The sequence below is a fragment of the Nocardia sp. NPDC058633 genome (genome assembly GCF_042717045.1).
Lineage (GTDB): Bacteria > Actinomycetota > Actinomycetes > Mycobacteriales > Mycobacteriaceae > Nocardia.
On record NZ_JBHXRA010000002.1, the window covers coordinates 399,041 to 417,046 of the forward strand.

Sequence of the window (18,006 nt, forward strand, 5' to 3'; positions counted from 1 at the left end):
TTTACGGTGAAGTAGTGCGTTCGGGCCTCCGGTGTGCGAGTGTGGTCCCTCGTGCGTGACCGTTCTCCTTCCACTCGTGTCGTTTCCCGAGTCGCAGCTACTGCCTGCCTGCTCGCCGCCGCCGTCGTCCTCACTCCGGGCGTGCCTGTTCTCGTCGCTCCGGCCTATGCGGCGCCACCGGTGTCGACCCAGGTGTCGATGCCGGGATTCGACGCCGACATGAGCGCCCGGATCGCGCGGGCCGACGCCTATCTCGCCGGACGCCCCGGCGCCCTCGGCTACGTGCTGCGCGACCGCGTGACCGGCGGTACCTACGCCAACGAACATGCCGAGAACCAGGTCTGGACCGCGTCCACGATCAAGCTGGCCATCGCCGCCGACCTGCTCAACCGGGCCCGCGTCGGCGCCATCGGCCTGTCCCCCGACGACCGCTTCAACATCGAGGCGATGCTGGCCACCTCCAACGATCACGCCACCGACGTGCTGTGGAACAAGTACATCGGCATCGACCGGATGGCCTACAACAACGCGTTCCGCGCCTACGGCATGGTCAGCCTGATCCCCCAGCCGACCTCGACCGCGCTGTTCCCGGACTGGTCGTTCCAGAAGTGCACCGCCGCCGACCTGGATCGGCTGATGAACACCATCCTCGACACCATGCATACCGACGATCTGGCCTACCTGCTCGACCGGATGCGCTCGGTCGACTCCAACCAGCACTGGGGTGTGTGGGGCGCGGGCCCGTCGATGCGGCCGGGCCTGAAGAACGGCTGGTCGGCCGAGGCCGACGGCTGGGTGGTCAATTCGGTCGGCGTCGCGGGCGACGGCGAGCGCTACACCCTGTCGATCATGAACGCGCTCGGCGGGGCCGGTGGCTACACCGACGGTGCCGAGACCGATACCCGGGTGGCCGAAATCCTGCTCGCCGGTCGCTGAGTCACGGCATACCTTGCCGGGCCCGGCGATCACGTAAGGTCGATCTTGTCGTTCGATGAGACAACGCACCACACACCGAGATCGGGCTCTCGTGGCGACGGTGCTACCGGAGCCGACTACGGTTGACCCTGTCACCACCACCGCGGGGCCCGCCCCAGTCTGTCGAGGAGCAGGACGATGAGCACTGAGTCTGTCGGGAACCAGCGCCACCATGTCGTGGTGATCGGTTCCGGGTTCGGCGGTTTGTTCGGAACCCGGCATCTGCGCAGAGCCGATGTCGACATCACTCTCATCTCCAAGACGTCGACCCACCTGTTCCAGCCGCTGCTCTACCAGGTGGCCACGGGCATCCTCTCCACCGGCGAGATCGCCCCGGCCACTCGCCTGGTGCTGCGCAAGCAGAAGAACGCGCAGGTGCTGCTCGGCGACGTGATCGACGTCGACCTCGCGAACAAGAAGGTCACCTCGCGACTACTCAACCGCGACACCGTGACCGGCTTCGACAGCCTGATCGTCGCGACCGGAGCCCAGCAGTCGTATTTCGGCAACGATCATTTCGCCACCTACGCGCCCGGCATGAAGACCATCGACGACGCCCTCGAGTTGCGCGCGCGCATCCTCGGCTCGTTCGAGCAAGCCGAACTGGCGACCACCACCGAAGAGCGCGACCGCCTGATGACGTTCATCGTCGTCGGCGCGGGCCCGACCGGTGTGGAGTTGGCGGGCCAGATCGCCGAACTCGCCGATCGCACCCTCGACGGCACCTTCCGCACCATCGATCCGCGCGACGCGCGCGTGATCCTGCTGGAGGGCGCCGGTGCGGTGCTCGGCCCGATGGGTCCCAAGCTCGGCGCCAAGGCGGCCAAGCGGCTCGAGAAGATGGGCGTGGAGATCCAGCTCAACGCCATGGTGACCGATGTCGACGCGCACGGCGTGATCGTCAAGGACGCCGACGGCACCACCCGCCGGATCGAAGCCGTCTGCAAGGTGTGGTCGGCGGGCGTGCAGGCCAGTCCGCTGGGCAAGATGATCGCCGAACGCTCCGACGGCACCGAAGTCGACCGGGCGGGCCGCGTCATCGTGGAGCCCGACCTCACCGTCAAGGGTCATCCGAACGTGTTCGTGGTCGGCGACCTGATGTCGGTGCCCGGCGTGCCGGGGCAGGCGCAGGGCGCCATCCAGGGTTCCACCTACGCGGCCAAGGCGATCAAGGCCGGGCTGCACGGTCAGACCCCCGCCGAGCGCAAGCCGTTCAAGTACTTCAACAAGGGCTCGATGGCCACGATCTCGCGGTTCGACGCGGTCTGCCAGATCGGCAAGCTCGAGTTCAGCGGTTTCCTGGCCTGGCTCGCCTGGCTGGCTCTGCACCTGTACTACCTGGTCGGCTACCGCAGCCGGATCGTCACCGTGATCGGCTGGTTCGTGTCGTTCCTCGGCCGCAACCGCGGTCAGATGGCGGCGACCGAACAGTGGATCTTCGCGCGGCTCGCGATCGAGGAGGTCAACGCCGATCAGGCCGAAGCCAACGAACTCGCGGCCGATGTGGGCGCCCCGCCGCGGGCCGCCGCACCGCTCACCGAAAAGCAGCGCACGACCGGATAATTCGTTTGTCACGAAGGCCGGGTGGTTCCGTCGAACCACCCGGCCTTCGTCGTTCCCGTCCCCTTTCCGCATGCCGATATTGCGGGTTGCCGACGTTTCGGACCCATCCGAGCCGGGCGCCGATCCGAATGTCGGAGGTCATATGTGTGACCAATCCCCAGGATGAAAGGTGATCTATGGCGACGGGGAAACACAGGGCGCCGAACTTGCAGCGACAGAAGGTAGGTTCGGTCGTCGCTGCCGGAGCGGTACCCCTGGTCATGGCCCTGATCGGCACGGGCACCGCGAATGCCGATCCCGCGCAGGCGGCGGTGACTCAGCCCGAACATCAGGCCGGACCGGAATTCGACGCGGTGGCGCCCAACGCCACCCCGTATGTGGGCCAGCCGATGCCGGCGAACACCCGCAGCTCACTGCAGTGGTCGCGGACAGGCCCGGAAATGGACTACCTGTCTCCGGTGGGTCCGCTGCACGCACCGACCGCGGTCGCGCCGGTGCCACCGATCCTGCCCCCGCCGGGGCAGTTCCGCTTCGGTGACCAGCAGGTGCCGGTGCCGGACTTCGTACCGGTGGACACCTCGATCCAGATCAACGACGCCGCGGCCACCACCGAGGCCAACCTGGCGACGTTCCTCGACTCGGTCGGGCTCGAGCGCAGCCGCTCGGACCGGATCGCCTCCGAGACCCTCGGCTCGGCGGCCAGGGGTGCGGCGGTCGGTTCCACCGTGGCCATCCCGTTCGCGATGATGGCCAGCACGGGCGGTGCGTTGGCCGGGCTCGTGGCCGGTGTTCCGTTCCTGCCGATCGGCTTGGTCGCGGGCCCGATCCTGGGTGGCATGGCCGCGTACATGGCCGTGTCGATCCCCGTCACGGTCGTCGGCGCCGGCATCGGTGCGGCGGTGGGTGCCGCGAGCGGGTTCCTCGCGCCGCCGCGTGGGATCACCCCCGAGGCCGCAGAGACGGACGCGGAGCTCGTCAACGCTTGATCGAATTCCCCGCGGTGGGAGTCGGGCTCTACGCCCGGCTCCCACTGGCATTTTCCTCGGCTATCCGACCGCGATCGCGAGCGGGCGCAGTCGGCCGCCCGTGCGGGTGGCGAGCGAACCACCCGCGGCCAGCGGCAGCCGGACCTCGTCCACACCGCCCGACCAGGCCGGACGATCATCCGGGTACACCAGTTCGCTGTCGAGCGCCCGGGCGGCGCTGAGCCGATCGTCGGTCGGCGAAAACGCCCCGAGTTCCAGCCGATGCCGCAGCCACGGCACCGTGCCCAGGTCGGCCAGCAGATCACCGCGCCACCCGCCGCCGTCCTCGCCGCTGCGGCCCACCTGCACGCGCTCACGCAGGCGCAGGCGCGCATCGGGCGCCACCTGCACCGTGGTCACCGCGTGATGGTGCGCGCCGCCTGCCACGATCGTCGGTTCCGGATCGAAATCCAGTTCGGCGCCTTCCCCGACCTCGAAACGCCAGTGCGCGGTCGAGACCACGGTGTCCGCGCCCGGTAGTGCGATCGTCGCCGCCACCGACCGAACCACCAGCCGCGCCCCGGGGCGCACGACGATGGTGATGTCGAGTTCGTCCCCGCCCAGCGGGGTGGCCGCGGTGCCGATCAGGTGCACGGTGTCGAGGCCGGTGTGCCGCCCGGCCAGGCCGCCGACGGCGTCGATGCGGGGCAGTCTGCCCGGTGCGGCGACGATGCTCAGTTCAGTGCGCAACGCCGGTGGCCGCGTCCTGTTCGGCGGCGACCCGCAGTTGTTCGCGTACCCAGGCCAGGACCGGGGTGGCGGCCGGGTCGTCGGTCAGGGAGACCAGTGCGGTCGGGCGGCCGTCGCGGACCTTGGCGGCATCGCGCTCCATCACGCCCAGGTCGGCGCCGACCAGGGGGGCGAGGTCGGTCTTGTTCACCACGAGCAGGTCGGAGAAGGTGACGCCCGGGCCGCCCTTGCGCGGCACCTTGTCCCCGCCTGCCACGTCGACGACGAAGATCTGCACGTCGATCAGGCCGGAGGAGAAGGTGGCGGTGAGGTTGTCGCCACCGGATTCCACCAGGATCAGATCCAGCGGCGGATTGGCCGCGACGAGGTCGTCGATGGCGTCGAGGTTGGCGGTGATGTCGTCGCGGATGGCGGTGTGCGGGCAGCCGCCGGTCTGCACAGCGGTGATGCGCTCGTCGGGCAGCACGGCGTGGCGACGCAGGAAGTCCGCGTCCTCGGTGGTGTAGATGTCGTTGGTCAGCACCGCCAGCGACAGCTCGTCGCGCAGTTGTCTGCACAGGGCGGCGACCAGCGCGGTCTTGCCGGAGCCGACCGGGCCGCCGATGCCGATGCGCAGGGCCTCGCCGGCGGCGCGGTCGCGCTTGGGCCGGTCGTGGCTGTGGTCGTGCGGTTCGCCATCGATCAGATGGGGAGGCATGGGGCTCCTTCGTCTCGGGATCAGGGGTCAGGACGCGAACAACGGCATGTCGCGGTGGAGGTGACGTTCGGCGAGCGCGTCCTGCAGTGGATCGGACAGCGCGGTGAGCCCGGCTGCGGCCTCGGCGGCGACCCGATCACACAGCGGGGCCAGGCGCAGGGTGCTCGCGGCGATCGCGGCGGGATCGAGGGCGAGCAGCCGTTGCGCCGCGGTGGCCGCGCCGGTGAGCGTCGTGTAGACGACGACGCCCGCCAGCTGTTCGGTGCTCGCGCCTGCGGCGACGCCGACCATGCCGAACACGGTGGACAGATGTGGACGCGCTCCCGCCGAGGCCCAATCATGGTGCGGCCAGAGCTGTTTCGCCAGACGGAGCAGACCACGACCTTGCGCCCGCGACGCCGCCCGCGCGGCGGGCGAGGGTGTGCGGGCGTCGGCTTCGAGTTCGCCGCGTTCGACAGTGAGCGCGCCGCCGCACACCGCGGCGGCCAGCGAGGCCGTGACCAGGCCCGAGGTGGCGACCCGGCGCCGCAGGTACAGCTCCACGCTCGCGCTGTCGCGCAACAACCCCGACGACACGGCTTCCTCGACGCCACCGGAGTGCACGTGCCCACCGATGGGCAGGCGCGAATCGGCCAGGGCGAGCAACGTCGCCAGTCCCGCCGCACCCTCGTTTCGCATCCGACGATCTTATGCAACGAACCTGGACGCCTGCCCGGTGAGGCCGACCAGCACGGCGGATCGTGGCGGCGATCACCCCACCCGGTGGTCGTGTTCGACTCGCCGAGTCATCGACGGACGACCGCCGGGCGGTGCAGCGCGCCCGACGGTCGTCCGCTCAGTGGGTGGTTCTGGCCGAGCGCCAGGCCAGTGCCGCCATCGCGATCAGCAGCAGTGCGCCGCCCGTGGTCGCCAGATGCATCCCGCTGACGAAGGATTCGCGGGCCGCGTGGACCAGCCCGTCGTCACCGGCCGACTGCAGCAGCGTGTCGCCCAGGGTCTCGCCGAAGTCACCGCCGGAGCGGAACACCAGCGCGGCCACCGAGCCCAGCAACGCGAGACCGAGCGCGTTGCCGAGTTCGAAACTCGTCTCCGAGATCCCGACCGCCGAACCCGCCCGCTCGGCGGGCACCGCCGATACCGCGACATCGGAGACCAGCGTGAACGAGAAGCCGTATCCGATACCGGCGATCACCGAGCCCGCGACGTACCAACCCAGGCCGCCGTCCACACCGACGCCGAGCAGCATCAGGTTGCCGATCGCCGACAGCATCAGCGCGAGCGTGAAGGTCGCCCGCACCCCCAGCCGCAGCCCGATCCGCGCGCCGCTCATCGAGCACACGAACACCGCGATCGCCATCGGAATGCCGAGCAGCGCGGCGGCCAACGGGTCACGGCCGGTGACCGATTGGAGGTAGATGCTGGTCAGGTAGCTCATCGCGGCGAGCGACATCATGCCGGCCATGCTGGCCCCGATCGCCACCCGGAACAGGGGCCGGGTGAACAACGACAGGTCGAGCAGGGGTTCGGTGAGATGACGTTGCCTGCGCACGAACAGCACGAGCAGCCCGACACCGATCGCGGCGATCACCAGCGACACCGCGTCCAAGCCTTCGGCGGCGATGTGCTTGATCCCGTAGATCAGCGGCAGGATGCCGCCGATCGACAACGCGACGCTGGGCAGATCGATCGGGCCGAGGGCGGTGGAGCGGTGTTCGGGCAGCAGGATCGGTCCGAAGATCAGCAGAATCGCCAGTACCGGAATGTTGATCAGGAATACCGAGCCCCACCAGAAGTGGTGCAGCAGAACGCCGCCGATGATGGGCCCGACCGCCGATCCGCCGGCGAAGAACGCGGTCCAGATGCCGATCGCGGTGGCCCGTTGGCGCACGTCGGGGAACAGGGTGGAGATCAGCGACAGGCTCGACGGCAGCAGGGTCGCACCGCCGATGCCCATCAGGACGCGGGCCGCGATGAGGATCGGCGCGGTGGGCGCGAACGCGGCGAGCACCGACGCGATTCCGAAGATGGCGGCGCCGGCGAGCAGGATATTGCGGCGCCCGATCCGGTCGCCGAGGTTGCCCATCGTGATGAGCAGACCCGCCAGCATGAACCCGTAGATGTCGAGAATCCAGAGTTGTTGCGATGCAGTGGGGTCCAGGTCGGCGGTCAGGGTCGGCATGGCAAGGAAGAGAACCGAGATGTCCATCGACACCAGCAACACCGGCAGCAGCAGCACGCCCAACCCGAGCCATGCGCGGCGTCCACCGGCGACTGCGGTGGGCACCGCCGGTTCCAGCTTTGTCATCTCCGATTTATCCTTCCAAGGTTTTGCGTACACCGTACGCGGACACTGGGTACAGTGTACGCATGAAGGTTGTGTTACGAAAGCGAGTCATGGGATGACCGAGACGAAGCTCACCCGCACGGCGATCGTGGACGCCGCGATCACCCTCGCCGACGCCGACGGACTCGACGCGGTCTCGATGCGCCGCATCGCCGACCGCCTCGATGTGGGCACCATGTCGCTCTATCGGCACGTGGCGAACAAGGACGAACTCATCGCGGCCATGACCGACGAGATCGCCGCCCGACACCCCTACCCCGACGCGACCGGGCGCGGGTGGACGTGGCGCGACCGGGTGCGCATCGCCGCGGAGATCGATTGGCAGCTCTACCAGCAGCATCCCTGGGTGCTGCTGACTTTCGCCGTCCCCCGCTACAGCTTCGGCCCACAGGGTCTGGCGAGCCTGGCCTGGCTGGTCCACGGCCTGCGCGAACTCGACGTGACGGCCCGCGAGGCCACCACGATGGGGTTCTCCGTCTGGAACTACATCTCCGGCGCCAGCCTGCCGGTGGTCGGCGGCGCGCTCCTCGCCGAGAGGCGCACGGCGACCGACGACACCAACGGACTACGCGATCTGCTCGAGGGCCGACCCTCCTTCCCCGTGCCGCCGGCGCTGGCCGAACTCGAAGGCGCGGGGGTCAGCGACCTCACCTCCGAAGACCTGCTGTTCCTCGGCCTCGAGGCGCTCTGTGACGGTTTCGCCGCGCGTGCCGCCCGTCGACGGCCGTGACCTCGAGCCGCGCCCGGGACGAACACCGCGCTCGCGCGGAAGCCGGACGACACAGCGGCCCTCGGTGGTGAAGACTGGACCCATGACCGACGCGCAGCCGCCCGCAGATCGCCGCCTCGCCGCTCGGGCACTGGCCGCGAACGATCCGACCGGGTGGTTCGAACCGCTCTACGCCGAGGCAGCGGCGGGGAACTCGGTGGTTCCGTGGGATCGCGACGAACCCAATCCGCTGCTGGTCGATTGGTTGCGCGCCGCCGCCCTACCCCAGGGGGCGCGCGGCCTGGTGATCGGTTGCGGCTACGGTACCGACGCCGAATTCGTTGCCTCCCAAGGCATTCGAACCACCGCTTTCGACATCTCGCCCACCGCGATTCGCGGCGCCCGCGCGCGCTTCCCGCACTCGCCCGTCACCTACAAGGTGGCCGATCTCCTCGACCCGCCGCCGTCATGGCGCCACGCCTTCGACCTGGTCATCGAGTCGATCACCGTCCAATCCCTGCCCCCGGACGTGCGCACCCGCGCCGTCACCGGCATCCGAGACCTACTGGCCCCCGACGCGACCCTGCTCGTGATCGCCGACATCAGCGAGACTCCCGCGACCACCGGCCCACCCTGGCCACTCACCCGCGCCGACATCGACTCCTTCACCGCCCCCGACCTGACCCGGATCCGCGTGGAAACCCTCCCTCGCCCCGACACCTCGGGCCTGCACCGCTGGCGGGCCGAATTCCACCGCCCGTCGCAAGCCACCGACTGACACCGCCGAAGACCCACACCACCCGGAAATGGTCATACGCAGAGCGCGGGAATCGCACGTCTCACGCGGCGGGCGGAGCGGGCTGTTCGCTGGGACGCCGCCACGGCGGGACGGTCAGGTAGGTGGCTGCACGGAGCAGCCACTCGACCGGGCCGTACGGGTGAGTGCGCAACCATCGGGCGCTGAACGCGAGTTGGGCGGCGAAGGTGAGCAGGGCGATCGCGATGACGGCCAGGGGTGCGAGGGTGTCGGCGAGAGCGAGGCCGTAGCCGGTGTAGACGAGCATCAACACGATCGACTGGCCGATGTAGTTGGTGGCGGCCATCCGACCGGCGGGTGCCAGCAGGGCGACGCCGCGGCCGAGGCGGGCGGACCGCACCGCCAGCAGGATCGCGGCGACGTAGGCGAAGGTCATGGCGGGGTTCACCAGCATCTGCAGGCCTGGGATCGCGGCGGGTGCGTGCCACCAGCGCATCGACGCGGCGAAGGTCATCGCCGAGATCGGCAGGCCGAGGCCGAACCCGATCACCAGTGTGCGCAACGACCAGCGACGCAGCCGATCCGGGTTCGCGAACAGGTTCCGCTTGCCCGCCGCCGTGCCGAGCAGGAACATCGCCAAGCTCGGCACGCCCTGGCTGAACCAGATCAGCAGCAGGAACACCGGCGCGAGCGCGGTCTGCGCGGAGAACGTCGAGGCGAAGCCCGCGGTGTAGTCGGCGGATATCGCGGGCAGGTTCACGAACTCGCCGAAGGCGAGAACACCGGAACCGCCCGGCAGGAAGCTCCATGCCGACCACGTCACGTACAGCACCACCCCGACGATCACCGCGGTCCGCGGCCGCAGTTTTCGCAGTGTGATGAGCGTCAGGCACAGGAACGCGTAGAGGGTGAGGATGTCTCCGATCCACAGCAGGTACACGTGCACGAGCCCGATCGCCATCAGCGCGGCGCACCGCCGGAGCAGCCGTCGAACCGGCGACGCCCCCGCACGCTGGGCAGCCGCGATCTGGAGCGTGAACGAGTACCCGAACAGGAAGGCGAACAGCAGGTAGAACCGCCCGGCGAACAGAGCGTCGACGGTGGCGCGCACCAGCATGTCGACGGTGCCCCCGAAGCGGAATACCGGGTCCTCGCGCGTGCCGACCACCGACCACAGCGTGGTCGCCACGACGACATTGGTGATCAGGATCCCGAACAGGGCGAACCCGCGCAGGATATCGACCTCCGCGATGCGCGGGCCGGATCGCACTGCGGCGGAACGTGTTCGGAGTGCGTCTGCCATGGATCGAGCGTACGCACGCGGGTCGGTCGCATTCGTCCACCGTGCGGGCTATTTTCCCGCGGCGCCGAAGCCACCCGGTGTCAGCCCAGCGAGGTATTGACAGGCCCACCGCGCCATGGTGCGCGCGACCCGGACGGGCGCTGTCGACGGGATGCGACCGCCTGAACGACCGCCGACCGCCGCGGTGCCACAATGGAGCGCGATCATGCTCGGCAGGGACTCGCAACCACCACGGAGGCGGACATGCAAGCAGTTGTCATCGACGAATTCGGCGAACCGAAGGACGTGCTCACCGCACAGCAAGTGCCGACCCCCGAGCCCGGGGAGGGGGAGGTGCGGATCGCGATGTCGCTGTCGCCGATCCACAACCACGACCTGGCGATCATTCGTGGCGTGTACGGCTATCGGCCGTCGCTGCCGGCGATCCCGGGGACCGAGGCGGCCGGTGTCGTCGACGCGGTCGGCCCCGGTGTCGACACACTCCAGGTCGGGCAGCGGGTGGCGATCGCCGGCGTGCGTGCGGCGTGGGCGGATTCCTTCGTCGCCCGCGCAGACCAAGCGGTGCCGATGCCGGATTCCGTGCCCGACGAGACCGCCTGCCAACTGCTCGCCATGCCGCTGAGCGCGCTCATGCTGCTCGACGACCTGAAGGTGGAGTCGGGCCAGTGGATCGTGGTGAACGCCGCCAACGGCGCGGTCGGTCGCCTGGTCAACCTGTTCGCGAAGGAGCGCGGCGTACGGGTGCTGAGCCTGGTGCGCGGCGAGTCCTCGGTGCGAGCCCTGGAAGCGCTCGGCTACGGTCCCGTGCTCGACACCGAGTCGGTGGGCTGGCTCGCCGAAGGCGCCGACATCACCGGCGGTGCACCGATCGTGCGGGCCGTCGATCAGGTCAGCGGCCCGGCCGCGGGCGATTTGATGGCGCTGCTCGCCCCGCGCGGCGAACTGATCTCCTTCGGCGCGCTCTCGGGCAAGCCGCTGATCATCGACACCGGCGCCGTCATCTTCAAACAGGCTGTGGTGAAAGGGTTCTGGGGCCAGCAGCGCAGTTCCGAGATCGACCGCGCCGACTACCTGCGGTTGATCACCGAGCTCGTCGGTCTCGCCGCCGACGGCACCGTGCGCCTGGATGTAGAGGCCGATTTCTCCCTCGAACAGGCCGCCGAGGCCGCCGTGGTGTCGGAAACTCCGGGCCGCAACGGCAAAGTGGTCTTGCACGCCAAAGCGCGCTGAGGTCGCGGCCGGGCGGTGTGACGCGCCCGCCCGGCCGAACCCTGCCCATCCACCGGCACACGGCGAATTCGCCTTTGCCCCACAGTGTTCGGCGCTGGCACCGCGCGGAGTGAGTGCGCATTTCACCGGGCGCGAGTACCGTCGATTCGGTGGCCGACCTCACCGCTCCCGCCCCCGTCGAGTCCATCAGCGCCGACTTCTTCGACGATCCGCACGCGCAGTACCGCCGGTGGCGGGCGGAGGGTCCGGTCCATCGGGTTCGCTTCCCCGATGATGTCGTCCGCTGGGTGGTCGTCGGCTATCCCGAAGCCAAGGTCGCGCTCGCCGACCCGCGACTGCGCAAGGATGTCGTCCGGATCGACGCGATCCTGCACAGCAAGCGCGACACCACGGCGACGGACCCCAATATCGTCGCGCTCCTGAGCCACATGCTCGGCACCGATCCGCCCGTGCACACCCGGCTGCGCAAGCTCGTGAACAAGGCTTTCACCAGCCGCCAGGTCGCCCTGCTCCGCCCGCGCATCGAGCAGATCACCGAGTCACTGCTGGACGCGATGAGTGATCGCGACGAAGTCGATCTGATGAGCGCGTTCGCCGATCCACTTCCGGTGACGGTGATCTGCGAGCTACTCGGCGTGCCCTTCGCCGATCGCGAGGACTTCCAGGCCTGGACCAAAGCGTTGGTCACCGTCGTCGGCGAGGGCGAGGAGGACGAACGGCCCGCCGCCTCGGCCGCGATGGTCGGCTATCTCGCGAAGCTGGTGCGCACCAAGCAGTCCCAGCCCGCCGAGGACCTGTTGTCGCAACTGGTTCTGGCCGACGACGAGGGCGATCGGCTCACCGATCACGAACTGGTGTCCATGGCGTTCCTGCTGCTGGTCGCGGGCCACGAGACCACGGTGAACCTCATCGGCAACGGCGTCCTCGCCCTGCTGCGAAACCCCGACCAGTGGCGGACGCTGCGCGAGGATCCCGCCGGTGTCCCCGCCGCGGTCGAGGAATTCCTGCGCTTCGACGGCCCCGTGGACATGGCCACCGCCCGCTACACCGCCGAACCGGTCACCCTGGGCGACATCGAGATCCCCGCGGGCGAGATCGTCTACGTCGCCCTCGCGGCCGCCAATCGCGACCCCGCCCGCTTCCCCGACCCCGACACCCTCGCCACCGACACCTCCACCACCGGCCACCTCGCCTTCGGCCACGGCATCCATTTCTGCGTGGGCGCCCCACTGGCCCGCGTCGAAGCCGAGATCGCCTTCACCGCACTCCTGCGCCGCTTCCCGCACCTGACCCTCTCCCCCGCCGCCGACCTCCACTGGCAAACCAGCACCCTCATCCGGGGCCTCCTCGACCTACCGGTCCGCCTGCGCTGACGCCCGATCGGCACGCAGTCCGCGCAGCGCCGCTCGGCGGGAGCGGGGTATGCGTGGCGTATCTCCCGGGTGGCGGCCCGCTGCCGACCAGCGATCGCGCACCACCGCCAGGGCATTGCGGGGCTCGGTAGTGCCGAGATGATTGGTCCGATCGACGTTCACTATCGCACCGGCGCGTAGACCGGAGCGGGCTCGACACTGGGCGCATGGCACGACTGCAGATCGAAGCGGTGTCGAAGACATTCGATGCCGAGTACGCGGTGCGCGAGGTGAGCCTCGACATCGCCGACGGCGAGTTCATGGTGTTGCTCGGGCCGAGTGGCTGTGGCAAATCCACGCTGCTGCGGATGATCGCGGGGCTGGAGGAGCCGAGCGCCGGACGGATTCTGGTGGGCGGCGTCGATGTGACGGAAGCGGCGCCGCAGCGGCGGGATCTGGCGATGGTGTTCCAGAGCTATGCGTTGTATCCGCATCTGTCGGTGGCACGCAACATCGGGTTTCCGTTGCGAGCCCGGCGCAGACCGCGGGCCGAGATCGCACAGCGGGTCGCCGAAGTGTCGGCGACGCTGGGGATCTCGACACTGCTGCAGCGGCGCCCCGGTGCGCTGTCCGGCGGGCAGCGCCAGCGCGTCGCGTTGGCGCGCGCCATGGTTCGCGACCCCGGCGCGTTCCTGATGGACGAACCGCTGTCGAACCTCGACGCGAAACTGCGCAGCGCGACCCGAGCCGAACTGATCGCGCTGCATCAGCGCCTGGGTGCGACGTTTCTCTACGTCACCCACGATCAGGTCGAGGCGATGACGATGGCCTCGCGCATCGCGCTGCTCGACCAGGGGCGCATCGAACAGTGCGGCACTCCGGAGGAGCTCTACGACCGCCCCCGCTCGACCTTCGTCGCCGGCTTCCTCGGCTCGCCACCGATGAACCTGTTTCCCGCCGTTGTCTGCGCGAGCGACGGCCACATGAGGGTGATGGCCGACGGCATCGACGCCGCACTGGCCATCGCCGAGGATTCCGGCGACGCCACCGCTGTCGTCGCCGGAATCCGCCCCGAACGCCTGCGCATCGACGACACCTCGACCGCTGTCCGTAGCCGGGTGCGGATGGTGGAGAACCTCGGCAGCGAAGAACTCGTGCACCTGGAATCCGGTCTCTGCGTGCGAGCGCCGCGCCCCGCGGGTGTCCGGGTGGGCCAGGACATCGCCTGCCGCGTCGATCCCGCCGACATCCACCTGTTCGACCCCGATACCGGCCTGCGGCTCACTTGGCGAGCATCCCAGCCCCCTGCGGCACCCGCCGTAGACACGACCGCTGTTCCTGTCGCCTGATTTATCGGCACCACCCCGATGAGGAGATCCACCATGAAACGCACACTGCTCACGCTGGGCGTGGTGCTCACCACCGCCGTCGCGCTCACCGGCTGCGGCCTCGGCACCACCGCGCCCACCGACGCCACGTCCACCGCGCAGATCCCCGAACTGCGCGCCGACCAGCGGGTTTCGATCGTGTTCGAGTCCTACAGCTACGGCGTGGCAGGCGCTTGGACCGACACGTTCAACGCCCTGATCGCCGACTTCAGCGCCCAGCACCCCAATATCGAGGTCACCGCGCAGAAGCCGCAGGGCAACAGCCCCAACCCGGCCACCGACACCGTCTCGAGCATCCAGAACCAGATGGTGGCGGGCACCCCGCCCGATGTCGCCCAGCTCGGCTTCTCCGACCTGGACTTCACCATCCACCAGCTCGGGGCCAAGGCGCTGGACCAGCTGGTCGGCGAGCAGGCAGTCGCGAAGAACTTCGACGGCGTCCGCCACGCATACGCGCCGCGCGCCCGCACGCTCGACGACTGGAACGGGCACACCTACGGCGTCCCGTTCGTCTTCTCCACGCCCGTCCTGTATTTGAACGCCTCGCTGTTCGCCGAAGCCGGCCTCGACCCCGCCGTGCCGCCCACCACCTGGGACGAGGTCGCCACCGCCGCGAAGGCGATCGCCGACCGCACCGGCAAGGGCGGGGTCTACATCGATTGCCTGACCAAGACCGCCAAGGATTGGTGCTTCCAGTCGCTGGTGCGTTCCAACGGCGGGCGCGTGATCTCCGAAGACCGCACCACCCTCACCTTCGCCGACGCCCCCGCCGTCGAGGTCGCCGAGATGGCGCAGAACCTCGTGAACGCCGGCAGCATGCCCAAGCTCAACCAGAAGCAGGGCTACGAGGCGTTCGGCCGTGGCGAGATCGCCATGATGCTCGAAACCAGCGCGGTGCAAAGCGTTTTCGTCACCGGATCCAAGGGCAAGTGGGACCTGCGTTCGGCGCCGATGCCCAGCTTCGGCGCCAAGCCGGCCATTCCGACCAATTCCGGTGCGGGACTGCACATCCTGTCCAACGATCCCGCCAAGCAACGGGCCGCGTGGGAGCTGATCAAACACCTCACCAGCGAGGATTCCTACACGAAGATCGCGCAGAACATCGGCTACCTGCCGCTGCGGACCGGTCTGCTCGAACAAGCGGGTGGACTGAAGGAGTGGGCCGACCAGAACCCACTGTTGCGCCCGAATGTCGCGCAGCTGGCAAGCATGGAGCCGTGGGTGTCCATGCCGGGCAACAACTATCTGCAGATGCGCGACGGCATGATGGACGCCGTCGAGGCCGTCGTGTTCCAGGGCGCCGACCCGCAGTCGACGCTGTCCGCCGCCCGCACCGCGGCCACCGAACTCATGCCGAAGTCATGAGCGAACTCACGATCGTCCAGATCACCGACACCCACCTGCGGCCCGAGGGCGAACTGGTCCACGGCGTCGACACCGCCGCCAACCTGACCACGGTGCTCGCGCGGCTGCGGGAATTCGGGCAGCGCGTCGACGTGCTGATCTTCTCCGGTGATCTCACCGACAACGGATCACCCGAGGCCTACCGGCGGTTGCGGGCCGCCGTGGAGCCCGTCGCGGCCGACCTCGGCGCCGAGACCATCTACGCGATGGGCAATCACGACGAACGCACCGCCTTCGGCATCGAACTGCTCGGCCGCGACACGGTGGACCCGACCACCCCGCACGACCAGTGCGTCGAGGTCGCCGGGGTGCGCATCGTCGTGTTGGACAGCACCACGCCGCACCAGCACGACGGAAAACTCGAGCCGGAGCAATTGACCTGGCTGGCAGGCGTTCTGCGCACCCCCGCCCCGCACGGCACCGTGCTGGTGGTGCACCACCCGCCGCTGCGGTCCCCGCTGGCCACCCTCGACTTCCTGCGGCTCAAAGACGCCGAACAGCTGGCCGAGGTCGTGGCGGGCACCGATGTCCGGATGATCCTGTGCGGACACAACCACCTCACCGGCGCGTCGGCACTGGCCGGTATCCCGGTGTGGATCGGCCCCGCGACGGCCTACCGGGTGGACGCGATGGCACCGGCGGGCAGGCACCGCGGATTCGTCGGGTTCGGCTACAGCCGGATCGACGTCATGGAGTCGGCGGTGCTGGCCACCGCGATCGACGCCGCACCGGCACCCACGGTCTATGACCGGCCGGAGGCGGACATGCTCGAGCAGATCGCCGCGATCGTCGCCGCCCGGGCGGCGGTGAAGTAGATGTTCGTCCTCGATGCGCCGGCTTCGCCGACACCGCCGGTCACGGCGAAGCCGGTGCCCCGGCGACTCACCCGCCGCAGGGTGGCCCGATTCGTCGCACCCTACCTCTACCTGAGTCCGGCGCTGTTGCTGCTGATCGTGTGGACCTATCAACCGCTGGTGCAGGCCTTACAACTGTCCACGTACTCGTGGAACCTGCTGCCGACCGCGCCGATGACACCGGTCGGCACCGCGAACTACGAACGGCTGCTGGATCTTCCAGCGTTCTGGGGCGCCCTCGGCCGCACCGGGACTCTGATTCTGGGTCTGCTGCCGTTCACGGTAGTGCTGCCGGTTGTGATCGCGATGGCGAGCAGGCGGGTCACCGGCCGGGCGCGCACGGTCTATCAGGCACTGGTGTTCGCGCCGTTCCTGGTCGCGCCGGTCGCGGCGGCGGCGGTGTGGCGCTGGTTGCTGCATCCGGGCACAGGGTTCCTCGCCCAGGTGACCGGATCCGAGCGCAACTGGGTGTACGAGACCGAGACCGCGCAGGGTGTGATCATCGCGATCACCGCCTGGCACCTGATCGGCTTCGCGGTGCTCGTGGTGTGGGCGGGGCTGGCCGGAATCAGCGGCGACTACGACGAAGCGGCCAGGGTCGACGGCGCCTCACCCGGTCAGATCCGGCGCTGGATCACGCTGCCGCTGCTCTCGCCCACCGTGCTGTTCCTGATCCTCACGACCGTATTACTCAGTCCCACTCTGACTTTCCCGCTCATCGACTCGATGACCCAGGGCGGTCCGGCGCAGGCCACCACCAATATCTACTACCTGCTCTGGGACTACGCCTTCCACAGTTTCGACGCCGGCCTGAGCGCCGCGGCCGGTGTGTTGCTGTTCTTCGGCTTCGGCCTGGTGGCCGCACTGCTGGTCTGGATATCGGAAAAGGTTGCCGTCCATGATGATTGAACGACTGCGCGGGATAGGCAGCCATCTGGTGCTCGCCTCGACGGCACTGGTGTGCGTGTTCCCGATCTACTGGCTGTTCGCGACGTCGTTGCGCAGGCCCGAAGACGTCACCTCGCTCTCGCCGATCCCGTGGCCGCTGTCGACGGCCAACTACCTCGACGCGGCGCAGAAGGTCGACATCACCGGCCTGATCGCGAACACGTTCTTCGTCGCGGTGCTCTCGGCGGCCGGACAACTGCTCATCGCGTTGCTGGCCTCCTACGCGTTCGCCATCTACACCTTCCCGCTGCAACGGCTGTTGTATCTGGCGTTCGTCGGGGTGTGGTTGGTGCCGTTCCAGGTGACGATGCTGCCCAACTACATCCTGCTCAACCAGCTGGGCCTGATCAACACCCTGATCGGCGTCGTGCTGCCGACGCTGTGCTCGGCCCTGGGGGTGTTGCTGTTGCGCCAGCACATGTCGGCGTTCCCGAAGGAACTCATCGCCGCGGCGAAGATCGACGGGCGTTCGTCGTGGTCGATCCTGTGGACGGTGGTGGTACCGAATCTGCGCCCGGCACTCGCCGCGCTCGGCATCCTGCTGTTCATCAACGCGTGGAACGAATACTTCTGGCCCGCGGTCGTACTGCGTCAGTCCAACAGTGTCCTGCAGTTGGGGCTTCGCAGTTTCATGGGCACCGAAGGCGATCAGTGGGGGCCGATGATGGCGCTGGCGGGCCTGGCCTGCCTGCCGGTGCTGCTGCTGTATCTGGTGTTGCAGCGCCACATCGTCAACGCGTTCGTGCGGTCGGGATTGAAATGAACGT

At 68.9% G+C, this 18,006-nt stretch carries 17 protein-coding genes; 12 read left to right on the forward strand and 5 right to left on the reverse strand.

The features are described 5' to 3' along the window. Window positions 1-198 precede the first annotated feature (198 nt). From ACFWUR_RS03945 to ACFWUR_RS03955, 3 genes are all read left to right on the forward strand, one after another. Window positions 199-936 (forward strand): tat pathway signal sequence, encoded by a 738-nt coding sequence (locus tag ACFWUR_RS03945; protein ID WP_378901590.1) that lies wholly within the window; start codon window positions 199-201, stop codon window positions 934-936. 177 nt (window positions 937-1,113) lie between these two features. Beyond that, window positions 1,114-2,538, forward strand: a complete 1,425-nt coding sequence (locus ACFWUR_RS03950) for an NAD(P)/FAD-dependent oxidoreductase (protein WP_378901426.1) — start codon at window positions 1,114-1,116, stop codon at window positions 2,536-2,538. 206 nt (window positions 2,539-2,744) lie between these two features. Beyond that, window positions 2,745-3,524, forward strand: a complete 780-nt coding sequence (locus tag ACFWUR_RS03955; RefSeq protein WP_378901429.1) for a hypothetical protein — start codon at window positions 2,745-2,747, stop codon at window positions 3,522-3,524. A gap of 60 nt (window positions 3,525-3,584) precedes the next feature. Here ACFWUR_RS03955 and ACFWUR_RS03960 read toward each other — a convergent pair whose 3' ends face one another. From ACFWUR_RS03960 to ACFWUR_RS03975, 4 genes are all read right to left on the reverse strand, one after another. Then, window positions 3,585-4,253: an urease accessory protein UreD gene (locus tag ACFWUR_RS03960; RefSeq protein ID WP_378901432.1), complete on the reverse strand. Its 669-nt coding sequence runs from the start codon at window positions 4,251-4,253 to the stop codon at window positions 3,585-3,587. After that, window positions 4,243-4,950: an urease accessory protein UreG gene (gene ureG, locus ACFWUR_RS03965; protein WP_378706607.1), complete on the reverse strand. Its 708-nt coding sequence runs from the start codon at window positions 4,948-4,950 to the stop codon at window positions 4,243-4,245. The genes ACFWUR_RS03960 and ureG overlap by 11 nt, the downstream gene beginning before the upstream one ends. Before the next feature lie 27 nt (window positions 4,951-4,977). Beyond that, window positions 4,978-5,628: an urease accessory protein UreF gene (locus ACFWUR_RS03970; RefSeq protein ID WP_378901435.1), complete on the reverse strand. Its 651-nt coding sequence runs from the start codon at window positions 5,626-5,628 to the stop codon at window positions 4,978-4,980. Window positions 5,629-5,785: 157 nt separating this feature from the next. After that, window positions 5,786-7,255 (reverse strand): MFS transporter, encoded by a 1,470-nt coding sequence (locus ACFWUR_RS03975; protein WP_378901438.1) that lies wholly within the window; start codon window positions 7,253-7,255, stop codon window positions 5,786-5,788. A 94-nt stretch (window positions 7,256-7,349) separates the two neighbouring features. On the opposite strand from ACFWUR_RS03975, the gene ACFWUR_RS03980 reads away from it, so the two are divergent. Both ACFWUR_RS03980 and ACFWUR_RS03985 read left to right on the forward strand, forming a co-directional pair. Next, window positions 7,350-8,024, forward strand: coding sequence for a TetR/AcrR family transcriptional regulator (locus ACFWUR_RS03980; RefSeq protein WP_378901441.1), 675 nt, complete (start codon window positions 7,350-7,352; stop codon window positions 8,022-8,024). Window positions 8,025-8,106: 82 nt separating this feature from the next. After that, window positions 8,107-8,781, forward strand: a complete 675-nt coding sequence (locus tag ACFWUR_RS03985) for a class I SAM-dependent methyltransferase (protein ID WP_378901444.1) — start codon at window positions 8,107-8,109, stop codon at window positions 8,779-8,781. A gap of 61 nt (window positions 8,782-8,842) precedes the next feature. On the opposite strand, the gene ACFWUR_RS03990 is transcribed toward ACFWUR_RS03985, so the two are convergent. After that, window positions 8,843-10,063, reverse strand: coding sequence for a DUF418 domain-containing protein (locus ACFWUR_RS03990; RefSeq protein ID WP_378901447.1), 1,221 nt, complete (start codon window positions 10,061-10,063; stop codon window positions 8,843-8,845). A gap of 243 nt (window positions 10,064-10,306) precedes the next feature. On the opposite strand from ACFWUR_RS03990, the gene ACFWUR_RS03995 reads away from it, so the two are divergent. The 7 genes from ACFWUR_RS03995 (at window position 10,307) to ACFWUR_RS04025 (ending at window position 18,002) form a co-directional block, all read left to right on the forward strand. Then, the gene (locus ACFWUR_RS03995) at window positions 10,307-11,293 is read left to right on the forward strand and encodes a zinc-binding dehydrogenase (protein ID WP_378901450.1); all 987 of its coding nucleotides are present in this window, start codon (window positions 10,307-10,309) and stop codon (window positions 11,291-11,293) included. 149 nt (window positions 11,294-11,442) lie between these two features. Continuing rightward, window positions 11,443-12,666 (forward strand): cytochrome P450, encoded by a 1,224-nt coding sequence (locus ACFWUR_RS04000; protein ID WP_378901453.1) that lies wholly within the window; start codon window positions 11,443-11,445, stop codon window positions 12,664-12,666. 206 nt (window positions 12,667-12,872) lie between these two features. Beyond that, window positions 12,873-13,994, forward strand: coding sequence for an ABC transporter ATP-binding protein (locus ACFWUR_RS04005; RefSeq protein WP_378901456.1), 1,122 nt, complete (start codon window positions 12,873-12,875; stop codon window positions 13,992-13,994). Window positions 13,995-14,027: 33 nt separating this feature from the next. Beyond that, entirely contained in the window at window positions 14,028-15,398 is a 1,371-nt protein-coding gene (locus ACFWUR_RS04010) for an ABC transporter substrate-binding protein (RefSeq protein ID WP_378901459.1), read from the forward strand. Beyond that, window positions 15,395-16,252 (forward strand): metallophosphoesterase, encoded by an 858-nt coding sequence (locus tag ACFWUR_RS04015; protein ID WP_378901462.1) that lies wholly within the window; start codon window positions 15,395-15,397, stop codon window positions 16,250-16,252. Before ACFWUR_RS04010 ends, ACFWUR_RS04015 begins: the two co-directional genes overlap by 4 nt. Continuing rightward, a complete protein-coding gene (locus ACFWUR_RS04020) occupies window positions 16,253-17,200 on the forward strand; it encodes a carbohydrate ABC transporter permease (RefSeq protein ID WP_378901465.1) in 948 nt (315 codons plus the stop codon). Then, window positions 17,190-18,002 (forward strand): carbohydrate ABC transporter permease, encoded by an 813-nt coding sequence (locus tag ACFWUR_RS04025; protein ID WP_378901468.1) that lies wholly within the window; start codon window positions 17,190-17,192, stop codon window positions 18,000-18,002. Before ACFWUR_RS04020 ends, ACFWUR_RS04025 begins: the two co-directional genes overlap by 11 nt. The last annotated feature ends 4 nt before the right edge of the window (window positions 18,003-18,006 follow it).

What these genes read in the sequence shown, in the direction of transcription:
- ACFWUR_RS03945 (WP_378901590.1), top strand. Translation starts at nt 199, where the DNA reads ATGCCGGGATTCGACGCCGACATGAGCGCCCGGATCGCGCGGGCCGAC.
- ACFWUR_RS03950 (WP_378901426.1), top strand. Translation starts at nt 1,114, where the DNA reads ATGAGCACTGAGTCTGTCGGGAACCAGCGCCACCATGTCGTGGTGATC.
- ureG (WP_378706607.1), bottom strand. Translation starts at nt 4,950, where the DNA reads ATGCCTCCCCATCTGATCGATGGCGAACCGCACGACCACAGCCACGAC.
- ACFWUR_RS03970 (WP_378901435.1), bottom strand. Translation starts at nt 5,628, where the DNA reads ATGCGAAACGAGGGTGCGGCGGGACTGGCGACGTTGCTCGCCCTGGCC.
- ACFWUR_RS03975 (WP_378901438.1), bottom strand. Translation starts at nt 7,255, where the DNA reads ATGACAAAGCTGGAACCGGCGGTGCCCACCGCAGTCGCCGGTGGACGC.
- ACFWUR_RS03980 (WP_378901441.1), top strand. Translation starts at nt 7,350, where the DNA reads ATGACCGAGACGAAGCTCACCCGCACGGCGATCGTGGACGCCGCGATC.
- ACFWUR_RS03985 (WP_378901444.1), top strand. Translation starts at nt 8,107, where the DNA reads ATGACCGACGCGCAGCCGCCCGCAGATCGCCGCCTCGCCGCTCGGGCA.
- ACFWUR_RS03990 (WP_378901447.1), bottom strand. Translation starts at nt 10,063, where the DNA reads ATGGCAGACGCACTCCGAACACGTTCCGCCGCAGTGCGATCCGGCCCG.
- ACFWUR_RS03995 (WP_378901450.1), top strand. Translation starts at nt 10,307, where the DNA reads ATGCAAGCAGTTGTCATCGACGAATTCGGCGAACCGAAGGACGTGCTC.
- ACFWUR_RS04005 (WP_378901456.1), top strand. Translation starts at nt 12,873, where the DNA reads ATGGCACGACTGCAGATCGAAGCGGTGTCGAAGACATTCGATGCCGAG.
- ACFWUR_RS04010 (WP_378901459.1), top strand. Translation starts at nt 14,028, where the DNA reads ATGAAACGCACACTGCTCACGCTGGGCGTGGTGCTCACCACCGCCGTC.
- ACFWUR_RS04015 (WP_378901462.1), top strand. Translation starts at nt 15,395, where the DNA reads ATGAGCGAACTCACGATCGTCCAGATCACCGACACCCACCTGCGGCCC.
- ACFWUR_RS04020 (WP_378901465.1), top strand. Translation starts at nt 16,253, where the DNA reads ATGTTCGTCCTCGATGCGCCGGCTTCGCCGACACCGCCGGTCACGGCG.
- ACFWUR_RS04025 (WP_378901468.1), top strand. Translation starts at nt 17,190, where the DNA reads ATGATGATTGAACGACTGCGCGGGATAGGCAGCCATCTGGTGCTCGCC.